Origin of the sequence: Myxococcus llanfairpwllgwyngyllgogerychwyrndrobwllllantysiliogogogochensis (assembly GCF_006636215.1) — a bacterium.
GTDB classification, from domain to species: domain Bacteria; phylum Myxococcota; class Myxococcia; order Myxococcales; family Myxococcaceae; genus Myxococcus; species Myxococcus llanfairpwllgwyngyllgogerychwyrndrobwllllantysiliogogogochensis.
The window spans coordinates 1-15,455 of record NZ_VIFM01000139.1 but is presented as its reverse complement, the minus strand read 5'-3'; the positions used below and the strand labels follow the sequence as shown (position 1 = coordinate 15,455).

The window sequence follows — 15,455 nt, the reverse complement described above, 5'->3', positions numbered from 1 at the left end:
CGCTCGGCAATGCCTGACTCAGTCGGAAGTGAGTCTGGTGCGCTCGCCCGCGTAGCGCGCCGCGCTGGTGTCCGGGTAGCGGTGCAGCACGTACTGGTAGACTTCCTCCGCGCGGGCCATCTCGTTCATCCGTTCGCCCAGCACGCGCGCCAACAGCACCAGGGCCCGGGGCGCGGTGGGCGCATCCGGTGCCACATCCGCCGCGCGCTCCAGCGCCGCTACCGCCAGTGGGAAGTTTCCTTCCACGGCCGCGGCCTGTCCGATGAACAGGTGGTGCTCGGCGGGCACACGCGAGGCGGGGAGTTGCTCCAGCGCGGCATACAGCTCCAGGGCCCGGGGTACGTCGCGCCCCCCCACGGCCGTCGCCAGGGCGGAGAGCTGCTCGGTGGCGCTCGCCTGGCTCGCCCCGGCTTCCCCTCCAGGAGACGCCGCTTCCGTGACGTGCTCCGTCAAGAGCCCTGTCGAGTGGAGCGACGGTGCATCCTTCAGCGGCCGGGTGTTTCCCAGCACCGGCTCCAGGTAGTCCCGCGCCTCGCCGTAGCCCACCTGGTCTCCCCGGACGTACAGGAGCAGGCCCAGCACGTGCGCCGCGAGGAAGGGCACCACCAGCGTGACGCACTCCGCCAGGACGCGGGAGATGATGACCAGGTCCAGCGCGCGCAGCCCCGCGGCCACCCCGTGGGCCACGGCCTGGAGGAGCACCAGCAGCGCGAGCACGAAGGTGGTCAGCAGGTAGTCGGAGCCCAGGCCCCGGGCCAGCCGGAGCACGAGGCGTGGGTCGAGCATGTGCCACGGCGGCTGACCCGTCGCGGCGAGCAAGAGCCCCATGGGCAGCCACAGGCCCCCCAGGAGCAGCAGGGCCCAGAGCACCGGGTCCTTGAGCAGGTCGGGCGGCAGCTCCCACTGGATGAACCAGGCGAAGGCATCCAGCTTCGCATGGGCGCCGGTATGGGTCAGATACCCGTAGGCGAGCGCCGGCAGGGCCGCGAGCACGAAGACCATCAGCCCGCGCAGGCCCGGGACGATGGCGTCGCGGAAGATGTCGCTGAAGTCCGGGATGTCCAGCGACGTGTCGCCGCGCGCGGACTCCTGGACGAGGCCGAAGAACGTCGCCCAGAACAGGCCGCCATAGAGGGCGATGAGCGGGGCCCGCATCAACAGGAACGACATCTCCGCGAACCAGGCCACCGTCGCGAGGAACAGGCTCAGCGCCACCAGCAACTGGAATCCCGCGGCGGAGAAGGGGTAGCGCCAGGCCTTCTTCAGCCGGTGGGACAGCGGCACCGCGCCCCGGTGGATTCCGAGGACCTGCGCGTCGCCGCCGCACGGTCCGCAGGCGACCAGCTCCACCGTCTGGACCCGGCGCCCCACGGCGCACTCGGGGCACAGCGCCGCGCCACAGGACTGGCAGCGCCAGCCGGCGAGGGCCTTGGGGTGACGCTGACAGGCGGCCGCGGTGGTGGGAGGCATCTTCCCGGCAGCCTACGTCGTGCCGGGGGCCTCGTCCCAGGGGGCGCCGAGCCAGGCCTGATAGGCGGACTTCTGCGCCTCGCTGGGCTTGTCCACGCGCGAAAGCCACACGGCCTCCGCGGGCTTGGCGCCGAGCACCACGGGAACTTCCACCAGCCTGTCGCGGCGGAAGACCGTCACCCGCACCGTCTCCCCGGGCTTGCGGTCCTCGCAGCGGCTCATCAGCGCGGCGCCGTCCGCCTTCCAGCCGTCGAGCGCCACCACGTCGTCCTCGGCGTACAGCCCCGCGTCCTGCGCCGGCGAGCCGTCCAGCACCGTGGCCACCGTGGCGCTCCCCTTGAGGGTGACGCCCAGCCAGCCCTTCGGCTTGGACTCCTTGCCCTTGGGCGGCGTGCCCCCGCGGTCGCTCGCGGACTCCCGGATGCGGAAGTTCATCTCCAGGCCGACGTGCGCGAGGACCGAGTAGTCCAGCTCCTCGGTGGTGCGCAGCGCCCGGTCGAAGAAGGGCGTCAGGTCCACGCCCGCCACTTCGTTCGCCGCGGCCTCCACGCCGTCTTCATTCACGCCGGAGCCGTCCCCGTGGCGGCGCCACAACAGCCGCAGCACGTCATCCAGGCCGCGCGTGTCGCTGGTGGCCCGGCGGATCTCCAAATCCAGGAGCGCCGACACCACCTCGCCCTTCAGGTAGTAGGAGATGGCGCTGTTGGGCGAGTTCTCGTCCGGCCGGTAGTGCTTCACCCAGCTCACCAGCGACGCCTCCAGCAGCGTCTGCGTCCGCCGGCCCGGCGTCGAGTGCAGCGCGGTGAGCGTCTCGCCCATCCGCGTGAGGTAGCGCTGCGCGGACATCAGCCCCGCGCGCCGGACGATGAGGTTGTCGTAGTACGCGGTGGTTCCCTCGAAGGCCCACAAGAGGGAGGTGTAGTTCTCCTTCGAGTAGTCGAAGGGCACCAGCGCCCGGGGCTTCACCCGCTTGACGACCCACAGGTGGAAGTACTCGTGCGCGGCCAGCGTCAGCAAGTCCTCCCACCCCCGGCCCGTGGACAGCGCCGTGCGGGGGAAGAGCAGGGCGGTGCTGGCCTGGTGCTCCAGCCCGCCGCGTCCCTTGTCCGTCAGGTACAGGAGGAAGAGGTAGCGTTGCAGGGGAAGTCCGCCGAAGAGGCGGGCCTGCACCTCGCACAGGCGCTGGAAGTCCGCGCACAGCCGCTCGGGGTCCGCCGGTGTGTCACCCCAGACGATGATGTCGTGCGGCACGCCCGCGGCGGTGAAGCTCAGCGGCGTGTGGGGGCCCACCTCGAAGGGGCTGTCCACCAGCGTGTCGTAGTCCGAGGCGATGAACGCCCCGGCTCGCTGTCCCAGCGCGCAGAAGGTGCTCCAGCTCGGCGGCGCGTCCACCGTGACCTGGTGCTCCAGGCCCCGCGTCGCCTCCGTGTAGAGGAACACGGTGGCGCCGTTGAGGTACGCGTGGGTGCCGTCCACGTGGCTGGTGCGCACCGTCAGCTCGTTGGCGTACACGCGGTAGCGCAGCGTGACGGCCTGGCCTCCGGCGCTCACGCGCCAGGTCTGCTTGTCCACGCGCAGCACCGTCAACGGCGAGCCGTCCTGCGTCGTCGCGGTGAGGTCCTGGACGTGCCGGGCGAACTCGCGCACCAGGTAGCTGCCCGGCGTCCACACCGGCATCAGCGCGTCGAGCACGGTGGGGCCCGCCGGGAAGGTGACCTCCACTTCCACCAGATGCGAGTGGGGCCGAGGCAGTGAGACGCGGTAGCGGACGGACGGGGACATGGCCGGGCCTTTCTTCCAGGCAGGCTACTTCGCTCGGACGAGGACGGCTCCGAAGAAGCCATCCGTGCCGTGGGTGTGTGGCGCAAGTCGCAGGAACGGGCCAGGGCCCACCTTCGCGCCCAGCTCCGGCCCCAGCAGCTCCGCCACCGGGCGCACGGTGTACTCGGGGTGGCGCGAGAGGAAGTCCTCGATGACGGCCTCGTTCTCCTCCCGCAGCACGCTGCACGTGCCGTAGATGAGCCGGCCTCCGGGCTTCACCATCCGCGAGAAGCGCTCCAGGAGCGCCTTCTGCCGGGCCACGTGCTCGGCCAGGTGCTCGGGCGTCAGGCGGTAGCGCGCGTCAGGCTTGCGGCGGAAGGTGCCGGTGCCGCTGCACGGCGCGTCCACCAGCACCCGGTCCGCCTTGCCCGCGAGCGAGTCCAGCGAGGAGTCCGCCTCCGGCCCCTCCGCGGCGATGAGCTGGGCGCGCACGTTGTGCACCCCGGCGCGGCGGGCCCGCTTCTTGAGGTCCTCCATGCGCCGCGTGTCGATGTCCAACGCGTGCAGGTCTCCCCGGTTCTTCATCTGCGCCGCCAACTGGAGCGTCTTGCCACCCGCGCCCGCGCACGCATCCACGACGCGCGTGGGGGGCGCATCCACCAGCATGCCGAGCAGCTGGCTGCCCTCGTCCTGGATTTCGAGGAAGCCTTCGCGGAAGGTCTCCAGCGAGAAGACGTTCATGCGCGTCTCCAGGTGCAGGCCCATGGGTGACAGCAGGGAGGGCTTGGACTCCACCTCCTCGGTGGACAGGCGCTTCGCCAGCGCGTCGCGGTCCTCCTTGAGGAGGTTGGCGCGGACGGTGAGGGGAGCGCGCTCGTTCATCGCCTCGGCGGCGCGCGCGGCGTCCTTGCCGTACTGCGCGAGGAAGCGCTCGGCGAGGAAGTCCGGCAGCGAGGCGGCGATGGGGAAGCGCTTCTTCTCCGGCAGGGCCTCCAGCGCGGCGGCGGCCTGGGGCAGCGCGCTCAGGGCGGAGGCATCCGCGGGCGTCAGCGACGAGGTGCGCGCCACCTCACCCAGCGCATCTCCGTGCAGGACGCGCGAGGTGGCCAGACGCAGGACGTCCTGACGGGTGGAGTCCAACGAGTCGAACTGCGGATGGGCGCGCGACAGCAGGAAGTCCACCGTGCGCTGGCGGCGCAGCAGGGCGTAGACGCGCTCGGCGACGGCGCGGCGCTCCGACGAATAGAGGTTCGTCTTGCGGCGCAGCGTGAAGTCCAGCGCCCGGTCCGACAGTCGCCCTTCATGGCGCACCAGCGCGTACGCCTCCAGGCAGGCCTGGAGCACCAGGTCCTCTCTCACGGGCCGAGGGGAGCGCGCCTGCTCCTTGAGCGTGGGCTTCTTGCTGTGCGTACGCTCGTTGGAGGACTTCTTCGCGGACGGTCGCGAGGTGGGGCGGAATTTGGATTTCTGGGCCATGGCTGCAGGGGCCTTTGCATCCCCCGGGCGGGTTGACAAGCGGGGAAAGCAAACCCGGGTGGTCAGGGGACGCTCGGTCCACCGACACACCCGGGCGGGGGGCTCGCTCACCGACGGGGAGCGAGCCGGGTTTTCAAGGACGGCGGCTGGCGCGGCGACGGCGGAGCAGTCCGGCCACCATCAGCCCGGCGGCGGGGAGCAGCGCGGCCGTGGGACCCGCGGCGCAACCCCCACCGGACCCGCCGCCCTCATCGTCGGTGCTCGGCGTGCCCGTCGTCGGCGGGGAAGGGCGGTCGTCTGGGTTGCCCGTGGAAGGCGTCCCCGCGTCGGTGCCGCCACCACTGCCGCCGTCTTCTCCTCCACCGCCGCCACCCGGGGCCGCGGAGACTGTCACGACCGACGTTGCGGTCCGCGTCACCGCGCCGAACGTCGCCGTCGCCGTCACGGTGTACTGGCCGGCCTTGGCGTAGGTGTGCTCGGCCGTCGTGCCCTGGGCCGCGCCGCCGTCTCCGAAGTCCCAGCTCACGGGGACGACCGAGGACGTCGTCGCGCGGAAGAGGGCGCGGTGGGGCGCCACGCCGCGCTCGCCCTCCACGGTGACGGACAGGGCATCCGCCGGGGGCGGCTGCTCCACCGGGGGCAGGTCCTTGTGCAGCGTGAAGCTGTCGAGCACCGTGTCATCCGTGGTGATGAGCTTCGCGGTGAGCACGCCCTCCACCACCTCCACGTCGAGGAAGCCGTGCGCCTTGTTGTCGCGGACCTGGCTCCAGCTCGGCTGGCCCTCGGAGAACGCGCGCAGGGCCGCGCCGCCGCCGCCCACCACCAGGTAGGGGATGCCGCCCGAGGACGCGACGCCGTCACCCTGCATCGGCTTGCTGCGCTCGTAGTTGTGGTCATGCCCCGTCAGCACCAGGTCCACGCCGTACTTCTCGAAGATGGGGCCGAACTGGCGCCGCATGGTGAGCTGCGAGCCGTGCTCGCCGCTGGACCAGGGCGGGTGGTGGAAGAAGACCACCTTCCACGGCTGCGTGGTGCCGGCCAGGTCCGTCTGCAGCCACGCCTTCTGGTCCGCCAGCGAGCAGCGCTCCGCCGCCGACAGGCCAATGGCGCAGTTGGAGTCGAGCGACACGAAGTGCACGTGCCCCCAGTCGAACGAGAAGTAGCGCTCCGAGCCCGCCGGGTTGTTGGTGGGCATGTAGAGGTTGTCCAGGTACGGCTGTCCCTGGTTCGTCACGTACTCGTGATTGCCGGGCGAGGCGAAGAGGGGGACCTCCGCCAGCAGCGCGGCCATGGGCGCGAAGAGGTGGTCCTGGAAGTCGGCCTCGGTGCCGTCGGGGTAGGCGTTGTCGCCCAGGGCCACGAACAGCTCCGGCTTGCGCGCGAGCATGTCGGCGGCCACCGCCTTCTGGTCCGAGCCGCCCGTGCCGAAGTCACCCACGGCGGCGAAGTGCACGCTGCGCGTTCCGGGCTCGGGCGCGGTGGTGAAGCGCTTGGTGGGTGTCTTGAGGCCGCAGGCGCTGACCTCGTAGGAATACTCGGTGCTGGGCTTCAGGCCGGTGAGCACCACGGCATGGACGCGGCCCGAGGCCTCCGAGCGGGCGACCTCACTGACGGCTCCCACGCCATACCGCACCTCGGGCGAGCAGTTGGCCGCCAGACGGAACGCCACCAGGGCGGTGTCCGGGCCGACTTTCTGGAGGTAGGGGTCGCGGGCGAGGACGCCTGCGGAAGCCACGGCCGACACCAGGGTCAGGGCCACGGCCAGGGGAAGCGGGTTGAAGCGGGTCTTCCGATGCATGCAGCCTCCTCCCGAACCATTTCGGGACGGAGGCCCAACCGTTCACTCCGCGACCTTCATCCGGACGGGAAGTGGGCGCCGGGCGGCGAGGCAAGCCCTCGCGCACCCGACGCCTGTCCCGCCGGGCGCTACTTCTTCACGTCATAGGTCGCGAGGTCCTCGGTGCGCTCACCCTCCTCGCGCACCTTGCCGACACCGGGCACCAGCCAGTACGTGCGCTCCTTGCCCTCCTTCACCTCGCCAGCGTCGTTGAGCTTGTCGCGGCGGACCTTCACGGCGTTGGTGAAGGTGCCGGCCCGGGTCTGCACCGTCGCGTTCACCTCCAGCACGCGCCACGTATAGGTCGGGTCGCTGTCCTCCTGACTCCCGTCACCCATCACCGTCAGCTCCTGCACGGCGCTGGTGAAGGACCAGGGCAGCGAGCCCGGCGCTCGCGACAGGGACTTCACCGTGGAGGGAGACCAGGTGGTCGTGCGCACCTGCACCCCGTCCCGGTGGTCCTCTTCGCGAAGCCGCACCACCAGGCCATTGCTCTGCTCGAGCTGCCACGAGTACTCCTCGTAGAGGATGCCGGTGGCCACCCGGTCCTGCCGGCTGTGCACCAGCACGCCCGTCGTTCCCGCCGGTGCCCCCGGCACCTCGCGCGGCCCCTGCACCGTCACGCGCTTCTGGAAGTTGCCGTGCACCGGGTCCTGGATGTCGTAGACCCAGACGGAGCCCGTCGTCAGCGGCCACAGCGTCTTGGAGGCCGTGTCGTCCGGGTTGTTGTCGTTCGGGTCCTTGTCGCCCGGCAGGCCCACGTCTCCGCCTGGCGAGGGACCCGGTCCATCTCCATTGGGCAGGCTCCCTCCACCACCACACCCCATCAGCAACCATCCGGCCGCGAGCGCGACCACCCACCTGCGTGTCATGTCAGCTCCTCTCGTGTCCCCTTGGGGCCTACCGCCGTCCACCGCAGCCCCCGCAGGGGCGTGCCCTCCGTCCGTCCCAGCGCCGCCGTCAGCGAGCCGGGCACGGGCTCCTCCACTTCCAGCTCCAGCCGCCGCCCGTCGAAGTCGAGCGCGCAGCTCTTCACCAGCACGTTGCGCTCACGCAGCGCGCTCCTCAGCGACGCCTCCGCGCCCACCAGGTCGTCGGCCTGCGCGGACACCAGCAGGCGCTGCCGGGTCGCCACGGGCGTCTCGCGGTTGAACAGGTCCAGCACGAACAGCAGCGCGGCCACGAACACCGTGCCGACACCCGCGAGCCCCAGGCTTCCGTGGCCGCACGCCATGCCCAGGCCAATCATCAGGAAGAGGATGGCCGCGTCGCGCGGGTCCTTGAGGCCCGAGCGGAAGCGCACGAAGCCTCCCAGTCCCACCAGCCCGAAGGCCTTGGCCACGCTGTCGCCGATGACGGCGGTGATGACCGCCGCCGCCGCGCACAGCAGCACCTGCGCTTGAATCATGTCCGCCTTCGGCAGCGCCCGGCGCATGGGCAGCCGCCAGGGACGCAGTGACAACACCGTGCCGATGAACGCCGCCGCGAGCATCCGCGGCAGCATCACGGTGATGGACAACGAACTCATCTCCGCCTTGGCGCTCTCGAAGAGCGCCGGAATCGAAACCTCCATGTCGGGGCTCCCCTAGAGCTCGACCAGCTGTGTGGCCGCGTCCGCGACGACGCGGCTTGGGCGGACCGTGGTGCCCCGAGCGTCGAGCGTCGACGCCGTGGCGATGACCGCATAGGCATTGCGCAACACCGGCAGGCTCGCGGGGCGTGCCTCCAGGACACGTGAGATGAGCGTGCGTGCCTCGGGCCCCAAGGGCAGCCCCTTGAGCGAGGACAGCACGGTGGCGGGCCAGCGCTTCGCGTGGGCCACCCGCAGCTTCCACGCGCGCGGGTCGTTCATGCCGTCGACGGAGTCCAGCGCCTCCTTCGTCTGCGAGGAGCCCCGCTCACGCAGCGCCCACGCTTCCTGCGAGTCGAGTCCGGTCAGCGAGCGCAGCACCAGCTTCAGCGCCTTGCCCGCCAGGGCCTCGCGCAGTCCGCGCGCCACCGGGGTGTCCAGTCCCTGCGTGCCGCGCAGCACCGCCAGCCGGTCATGGGGCAGGAGCGCCTCTCTCAGCGCGTCCGCCCGCGCGTCCGACAGGCCTCCCAGGCTGCGCGCGGTCTCCACGAACAACGAGCGCTGCACGCCGGCCTCGCGCACCAGCCAGGATTCCTCACCGTCCACGCCGGAGAGGCCCAGCAGCACGTCGGTGAGGCGGCCGTCCTTCATGCCGCGCTCGCGCAGCGCCCACGCCTGGGGAGAGCTGTCGCCCTTCAGGCCCTGCAGCACCTCCGACGGAGCCTGGGCATACAGCCGCTCGCGCATCATCGACGCGCGCGCGCCGGTGAGTCCGCCCAGTCCGAGCGCCACCTGCGCGGGGGCCAGCGGCGCCAGCACCTCTCGCAGCGTCCACGCCGCTTCATCCCCCAGGCCCAGGAGGCCCCGCGCCGTGAGGGCGGGGAAGCGCTCCACGAAGGCCAGTCTGCGCTGGTGCGCCATGAGGCCGGGCAGGCCACCCAGCATCCACACCGCCAGCGACGGCTCGCGCAGCTCCACGGTGTCCAGTGCCTGGAAGAAGCGCGGCTCCACGTCCTCCACGTCCACGGGGCCCGAGTGCACCGGCGTCGTCGACATGGGGACGATGCGCTGCACGGGCGTGTCGCGCCCCTCCAGTCGCGCCACCACCGCGTCCACGAGCCGCTGCTCCAGCACGTGCAGCGGCGCGTCGTTGTTCTCCAGGATGAGCCAGCGTCGAGGGTCCTCCTTCGCCAGGGCGAGGAAGGACTCGCGCACGCGCACCGCCAGGCCCGCGCCCGCCAGACCCTTGCGGCTGTCCCCGTCCGAGCCGCGTCCCGCCTGGGCCTTGCCCAGCCGCTTGCGCCACCTCGCGAGGTCCGGGTCCACATCCACCAGGATGACCAGGTCCGGCCACAGTCCCTGCGAGGCCAGCTCGCACGCGGGCCGCAGCTCCGACATGGGCAGTCCCCGGCCCCCTCCGCTCAGCGCGAGCTGCGAGTACAGGTAACGGTCGGTGATGCACACCTCTCCCCGCGAGAGCGCGGGCGCCACCACTTCCTCCAGTTGCTGCGCGTCTCGCGCCAGATTGAGAAAGAACTCCGCGCGCGGTGACATCTCCAGCAGCCGCGCATCGCGCGTCAGCTCCCGCACGCGCCGGGCCGTGGACGAGCGCAGCTCGCCTCCTTCCCGTGCGTGCGCCACCCGGTAGCCGAGCTTCTTCAGCCTCCCGGCCAGCAGGTTGGAGAGCGTCGTCTTGCCGCTGCCGTCAATCCCCTCGAAGTCGATGAACACGGTGCCTTATCCCCTCGCGACCCCATCCACGGCGAAGGCATGAACCCTCGCCATCCCCTCTGCGAACTTGCTGTACGTTGGCGCGCCGCCCGGATTGAGCGACGACAGCCAGTCGGGCAGCTCCTGCCCCAGGTGCTTCACCTCCACCACCACGCGTCCTTCGCTCCACAGCGGCGGTCCCAGCCGCTCCGTCGTCAGGGCAAGCTGGGACATGGCCAGCTCCGGAGCAATCTGGTGGTAGCCAATGTCCCGGTCCACCGTCACCCGCCACGCCTGCGACGCCTGATACACGTGCCGCTGGTACGTCACCGCCAGCACCGGCAGCAGGCTGCCTCCGGTGATGAGCGGCAACAGGCGCGCGCCCCCTCGCAACACGCGCCCCAGGTCCGAGCGCGGCACCCAGACCCGACGCTTCTGCGTGAGTCCATGACGCTCGCGCTTCACCTCCAGCACCACGCGCTCCACGCCGCCGGCCCCCACGTCCGGCGAGTACTCCTTCGTGCGGACCTTGAGGCAGTCCTCCGGCGTGCGCAGCGCGCGCGACGCCAGGGGACAGCCCGGTCGGTCGAAATAGACGGACACGATGCGCGTGGGTCGCGGCATCTGTCCCTCCAGCTCCATCGACAACCGCGCGCACAGCGTGAGCGCGGCCTGCTCTCCCAGAACCAGCTTGAACTCACGCCGGAGTCTGGTCACTTCTCCCTCGGCGAACGAGAGCATGGCGTGTCTCCGTGATTAGAAGCGGGTGGCGAGCTGCAGCGAGTACTCGAGGCCCGGCGCCTCGTCCCCCGGCCGCAACGCGCGCTCCACCTGGAACTGCCCCCGGAACCGACTCCCCAGCAGCAGGTTGAGACCCCCGACCAGCGAGTGGCCCCGGCCTTCCACATCCCCTCTCAACTGCAACCCCTCCGCTCCCACCACCGGCTGGAGCGCCCACTCCGTCGTCACCGGCACCGTCCAGCTCGCCAGCAAGAGCTGCGCGGTGAACGGCCCCATGGGCAGCCGTCCCGTGACGACCTCACCCGTCACGTTCAGCCCGCCCAGCTTCAGCTCCGCGTCCGCCGCCACCGCGTGGCGCCGCGCGCGGTCCAACGCCTCCGCCACGTACGTGCTGACCCCCAGGGTGAGCATCTTCTTGAACGGACGCACGCTCACGCGTCCGGCCAGGTCCTCCTTGGTGCGCACGCCCAGGTCATCCTTGGAGCCCTGGAACACGCCCGCCGACACGCGGACATCCCAGAGGCTCTTGAGCCGCACCTCGCCCATCAGTCCCATCCGACGGCCACCCAGCTCGTGCACGTCCCCCAGGTAGTCCTCCACCAGACCGCGTCCCTGGATGGGCAGGCTCCACGAGCCCTCCAACCGGCGCTGGAGGAAGGGGGCCTTGAACTGGCCGCCGTAGAGTCGGAAGCGCTTGCTGTCGTCCGCGAGGCGGACGAAGGCGTCCTTGAGGATCGACGAGTCCGCGAGGTCCGCGCTCACCTCGGCCTCCAGGTTGGACAGCGACGTGCCCACGCCCACGCGCGCGGAAGGGATGCTCAGCGCGCGCTGGTACTTCGCGCGCTCGTCCGCGCTGGCGCGGGCGTAGACCCGGCCGAAGACGCGCACTGTCTGCACCTCCTCCTGAGGCGTGTCGTCGAGCGCCGTGGAGTCCTCTCCCAGCGAGTCCTCCTGCTGCGCGCCGGGCTTGGACTTCTTTTTCTTCTTCGGGTCCGCCTGCTGCGCGGGCTCCGGCGTGGGCTGTGCGTTCGTCGGCGGCACCGGGCTCACCGCGTCGCCGGTGTCCCCAGGCTGGATGCGCGGGGGCAGGGCCTGCGCCAGCGCGCCCTCCGTCAGGCTGCTCTGGGAAGGTTCCAGAGGCTCGGAGCCTTCTGGGGGTCCGCTCTCGGGCGCTTCCACGCCATCCACCACTCCGCCCGAGAGCGGATCCTCCGCGGCCACCTGCTCGGCGGCCTCCAACCCCGCGTTGCTCGCGGAAGCCGGAGCACCCGCCAACGCCGGCCCACTCAGGAGGACCGCGACGAGGAGGCCCCGCCTCCCCAGATCATCCAACCGCCACCCGCCCATGTCCCCGCCTCCCCATCGCAGCCGCCAGAGGGCTTGTGCAACTGCGGTGCCCGAATCGACAACGTCGGGTGGAGGACGGCGTGGGCGGCGCGCGGGTGTGCCAGGGCGCGAAAACGTCGTGACCAGGGCGTTACAAGGCCCTCGGTGGGAACGGAAGTTCCACCGCGAGGGCAGCCGGGCCTGTACGAATGTCGATCAGCCGGTAGAAGGAGTTACCGGTTGGACGCCGCATCCGGCGGCGGGACGGTGGAATCGCGTTCCTCCGTGGACGCGGAAGACTCCAGCGTCGTCGTGGAAGCGGTGGCCGTGCCAGCTTCTGGCGTGCCCGCGGGCGAGGCCGGGGCCTTCATCCTCCGCATCGCGCCCCGCACACCCCAGACGAGCGCCGCGCCAGAAGCCAGGACGAGCAGGCCCCAGCTCAACTCCGGAGGCAGGGGCTGGGCGGCCACGGTGACGTAGCCCGTCAGGACCTTGAGGTGCGTGTTCTGGTAGCGGATCTCCAGCTCGTAGAGGCCCGGCTCGTCGAAGGTCAGCTCGGTGTGCCAGTTGACGCCGTCGCGCGTCAGCGTCTTCGTCACCTGGGCGGGCGAATCCTTCAAGTGGACGGTCAGCGTCAGGGGGCCGGTGAACTCGGCGCCCTCGAACGCGCCCACGTGGAGCGACAGCATCGCGGGCTGGCCCTCCCGGGGAAGGGCGGGGTGAAGCGTACCCTGCAGGCGCTCCTCGGCATCCGCCCAGCGCAGCTCCATGACGTCGCCGCGTCGCTCCAGGCGGAGTTGATCCGCACCCGGAGTCGCTGCGAACGCACCCGTCGCCAGCAGGCAGGCAATCAGCACCCCGAGCGAATTCCGTGCGCGCCACCTTTGCCTCGGCGGCGGCTGTCCCATAAGATGGCGACCCCTGACGCATTCCATCTGAGCCAACTCCCCCGGCCAGAGTACCGGGATGAACCCTCAATCATTCGGGAAATATCAGCTCCTGAAGAAGCTGGCCACCGGCGGCATGGCCGAGGTGTGGCTGGCGCGTCAGTCGGGCATCGAGGGGTTCCACAAGAACCTCGTCGTCAAGCGCATCCTTCCGCATCTGGCGGAGGACCGTGAATTCGTGGAGATGTTCCGGAACGAGGCGCTCATCGCGGCGCGCTTCAACCATCCGAACATCGCGCAGGTCTACGAGTTCGGCGAGGCCAACGGCACCTACTACATCGCCATGGAGTTCATCCACGGCGAGGACCTGGGCCGGGTCATGCGCAAGGCGGCCAGCGCGGGGCAGTGGATAGCGCGCCCCCTGGCCATCCGCATCGTCGCGGCGGCGTGCGAGGGCCTTCACTACGCCCACAGCCGCACGGACGACGCGGGCCGGCCGCTGCGCGTGGTGCACCGCGATATCTCGCCGCAGAACATCCTCATCAGCTTCGACGGCTCGGTGAAGCTGGTGGACTTCGGCATCGCCAAGGCCGCGGACCAGGCGTCGCTGACCAAGTCGGGCGCCATCAAGGGCAAGTTCGCGTACATGGCGCCGGAGCAGGCGGCCGGCAAGCCGCTGGATGGGCGCGCGGACATCTTCGCCATCGGTCTGGTGCTCTACGAGCTGCTCACGGGCGTGCGCCCGCTCAAGCGGGACTCGGAGCTGGCCACGCTCCAGGCCGCCATGGAGTGCGCCATCCAGCCGCCGTCGCAGGTGGCCGACGTCCCGGAGGAGATGGACCCGGTGGTGATGCGGGCCGTCACCAAGAACGCGGACGACCGCTACCGGGACGCGCGCACATTCCAGACGGCGCTGGAGGAAATCCTCGTCGGCCAGCGCTGGGTGGCCGGCTCGGTGCAGATCTCCGAGCTGATGGAGACGCTCTTCGCGGACCGGCTGGCCGATGAGAAGGTCCAGGGCCAGGTCGTCCCGGTGGACGACGACGCGTCGGGCAACTCGGGCTCGCCCGTGCCTCCCACGCCGCCCCCTCAGGAGCGCGGCCGGGGACGTCCGTCGTCCGCGGACATGAGCTGGGATGCGCCTCCGGGTGAAGCCTCCGCGCCCCGCGAGCGAGGAGGCCGCGCCGCCCCCTCGCGCTCCGCCCCGCCCCCGCCGCCGCGTCGCACGGGGGCCTCCGCGCAGCCGGTGGTGGAAGAGGACCCGGGCGAGTGGGACGCGCCCTCGGGCGACCTGGACGTGCCGCCGCGACGCCGGGGTGGAACGTCGGACTCGATGCGCAGGCCCAGCAACGCGAACGTCACCCAGGTGGCGCGCACCAGCTCCCGCTCGGACCTGCGCAGTGCCGTCACCAATCCCGGAGAGCCGCCCCCGTCGCCGCCGCGCCGCTCCATGACGCGCGCCCAGCCGGTGGTGGACGTGGACGCGCCCCCGCCGCCGCGCTCCCGCACGTCCGCGTCGTTGGACCTGGACGAGCGCACGCGCATGGAGGACGAGGACGACGAGCGGACCATGCTCCCGCCTCCGGAGCCTCCGCCGCGCCGTCGCACGGGCATGCAGTCGCAGGTGTCCGCGCCCGAGCCGCCTCCCCGCCGCCGCACCTCCAGCCGCGCGGAGATGTCCGTGCCCCCGCCGTCGCGCTCGCGCGTCTCGCTCTCCTCGGCGCCCGCCGTGAGGCCGGACGACGACGTGGACCGGGCGCTGTCGGACGACTCGCGCCGCACGCGCCGCACCATGGCGACGCGCAACGTGGCCACGCTGGGCTTCATCGTGGGGTTGCTGGCGGTGGTGGCCATCTTCCACAAGCCCATCCTCGCGGTGCTCAGCGCCACGGCGTCGGACGGGCAGGGCGTGCGCCTCACCATCAACACCAATGAGCGGGTGAAGGTCTCCGTGCGCCATGCGAATGGCTGCGGCGGCTCGCAGCCCATCACCGAGCTGGGCATGACGCCGCTGACGCTGGTGTCGGGCGCCCACCTGCAGGACACGCTCATCCTGGAGAACGAGCAGCAGGGCATCTACAAGGAGGACACGGACACGCTGGCATTCGGCGAGCCGGGTCAGGCCAAGGTGCTCACCCAGGAGTTCCGCCGGGGGAGTCTGCTGCTGCTGCTCAAGCCGGACAGCGTGCGCAACATCACCGTGCGCCGCAGGGACCAGGACGTCGGCATCTACCAGGGTGGCAACGGCAAGGGCCTCAAGATTGAGCTGATGGAGGGCAAGCACAAGCTCGAGCTCAATGGCGGCCCCTTGAAGGAGCCGTTCCACTTCGAGGTCGACATCAAGCCCAACAGCATCAACCGCGAGACGCAGGACCTGTCCGCGTTCCTCGGCTGAGGGCTCCCTCAGTAGCGGGGCAGCGAGGGGTCCACCTGAATCGAGTACAGGTCGATGCCGCCCCGCAGCGACACGGCCTCCAGTCCGCGTGACATCAGGTAGGCCGTACCGTCCAGGCTGCGCACGCCGTGGTGGCAGTAGACGACGACGGGCCGGCCCCGCAGGGCCTCCAGCTCGTCGGCGCGCTCGTCCAGCTCCGGCAGGGGGATGAGCACCGAGTCCGGCAGCGCGACGTACTCGTGCTCATGCGGGAAGCGCACGTCCAGCAGGGCGGGGCGGGAC

Annotated in this window: 12 protein-coding genes; 1 reads left to right on the top strand and 11 read right to left on the bottom strand. The window is 71.1% G+C overall.

The genetic code is table 11. The features are described 5' to 3' along the window. Positions 1 to 18: 18 nt before the first annotated feature. From FJV41_RS29060 to FJV41_RS29015, 10 genes are all read right to left on the bottom strand, one after another. Positions 19 to 1,470, bottom strand: a complete 1,452-nt coding sequence (locus FJV41_RS29060; RefSeq protein ID WP_141645828.1) for a tetratricopeptide repeat protein — start codon at positions 1,468 to 1,470, stop codon at positions 19 to 21. Between the two features lie 12 nt (positions 1,471 to 1,482). Next, the gene (locus tag FJV41_RS29055; RefSeq protein WP_141645827.1) at positions 1,483 to 3,252 is read right to left on the bottom strand and encodes a M61 family metallopeptidase; all 1,770 of its coding nucleotides are present in this window, start codon (positions 3,250 to 3,252) and stop codon (positions 1,483 to 1,485) included. A gap of 24 nt (positions 3,253 to 3,276) precedes the next feature. Beyond that, a complete protein-coding gene (locus FJV41_RS29050; protein WP_141645826.1) occupies positions 3,277 to 4,707 on the bottom strand; it encodes an RsmB/NOP family class I SAM-dependent RNA methyltransferase in 1,431 nt (476 codons plus the stop codon). 133 nt (positions 4,708 to 4,840) lie between these two features. Then, a complete protein-coding gene (locus FJV41_RS29045; RefSeq protein ID WP_141645825.1) occupies positions 4,841 to 6,505 on the bottom strand; it encodes a metallophosphoesterase in 1,665 nt (554 codons plus the stop codon). A gap of 128 nt (positions 6,506 to 6,633) precedes the next feature. Next, entirely contained in the window at positions 6,634 to 7,416 is a 783-nt protein-coding gene (locus FJV41_RS29040; protein ID WP_141645824.1) for a hypothetical protein, read from the bottom strand. Continuing rightward, on the bottom strand, positions 7,413 to 8,117 hold the full coding sequence (locus tag FJV41_RS29035) for a DUF4956 domain-containing protein (RefSeq protein WP_141645823.1): 705 nt from the start codon (positions 8,115 to 8,117) through the stop codon (positions 7,413 to 7,415). Before FJV41_RS29035 ends, FJV41_RS29040 begins: the two co-directional genes overlap by 4 nt. Before the next feature lie 12 nt (positions 8,118 to 8,129). Further along, positions 8,130 to 9,845: a dTMP kinase gene (gene tmk / locus FJV41_RS29030; RefSeq protein ID WP_141645822.1), complete on the bottom strand. Its 1,716-nt coding sequence runs from the start codon at positions 9,843 to 9,845 to the stop codon at positions 8,130 to 8,132. 6 nt (positions 9,846 to 9,851) lie between these two features. Next, complete coding sequence (locus tag FJV41_RS29025) at positions 9,852 to 10,565, bottom strand: VTC domain-containing protein (RefSeq protein WP_141645821.1); 714 nt, start codon at positions 10,563 to 10,565, stop codon at positions 9,852 to 9,854. Between the two features lie 15 nt (positions 10,566 to 10,580). After that, entirely contained in the window at positions 10,581 to 11,912 is a 1,332-nt protein-coding gene (locus tag FJV41_RS29020) for a putative porin (protein WP_141645820.1), read from the bottom strand. 212 nt (positions 11,913 to 12,124) lie between these two features. Next, positions 12,125 to 12,748: a hypothetical protein gene (locus FJV41_RS29015; RefSeq protein WP_246137485.1), complete on the bottom strand. Its 624-nt coding sequence runs from the start codon at positions 12,746 to 12,748 to the stop codon at positions 12,125 to 12,127. A gap of 109 nt (positions 12,749 to 12,857) precedes the next feature. On the opposite strand from FJV41_RS29015, the gene FJV41_RS29010 reads away from it, so the two are divergent. Then, on the top strand, positions 12,858 to 15,173 hold the full coding sequence (locus tag FJV41_RS29010) for a serine/threonine protein kinase (RefSeq protein ID WP_141645819.1): 2,316 nt from the start codon (positions 12,858 to 12,860) through the stop codon (positions 15,171 to 15,173). 8 nt (positions 15,174 to 15,181) lie between these two features. Here FJV41_RS29010 and FJV41_RS29005 read toward each other — a convergent pair. After that, positions 15,182 to 15,455: rhodanese-like domain-containing protein (locus FJV41_RS29005; RefSeq protein WP_141645818.1), on the bottom strand; the 274-nt coding region annotated here is incomplete at its 5' end.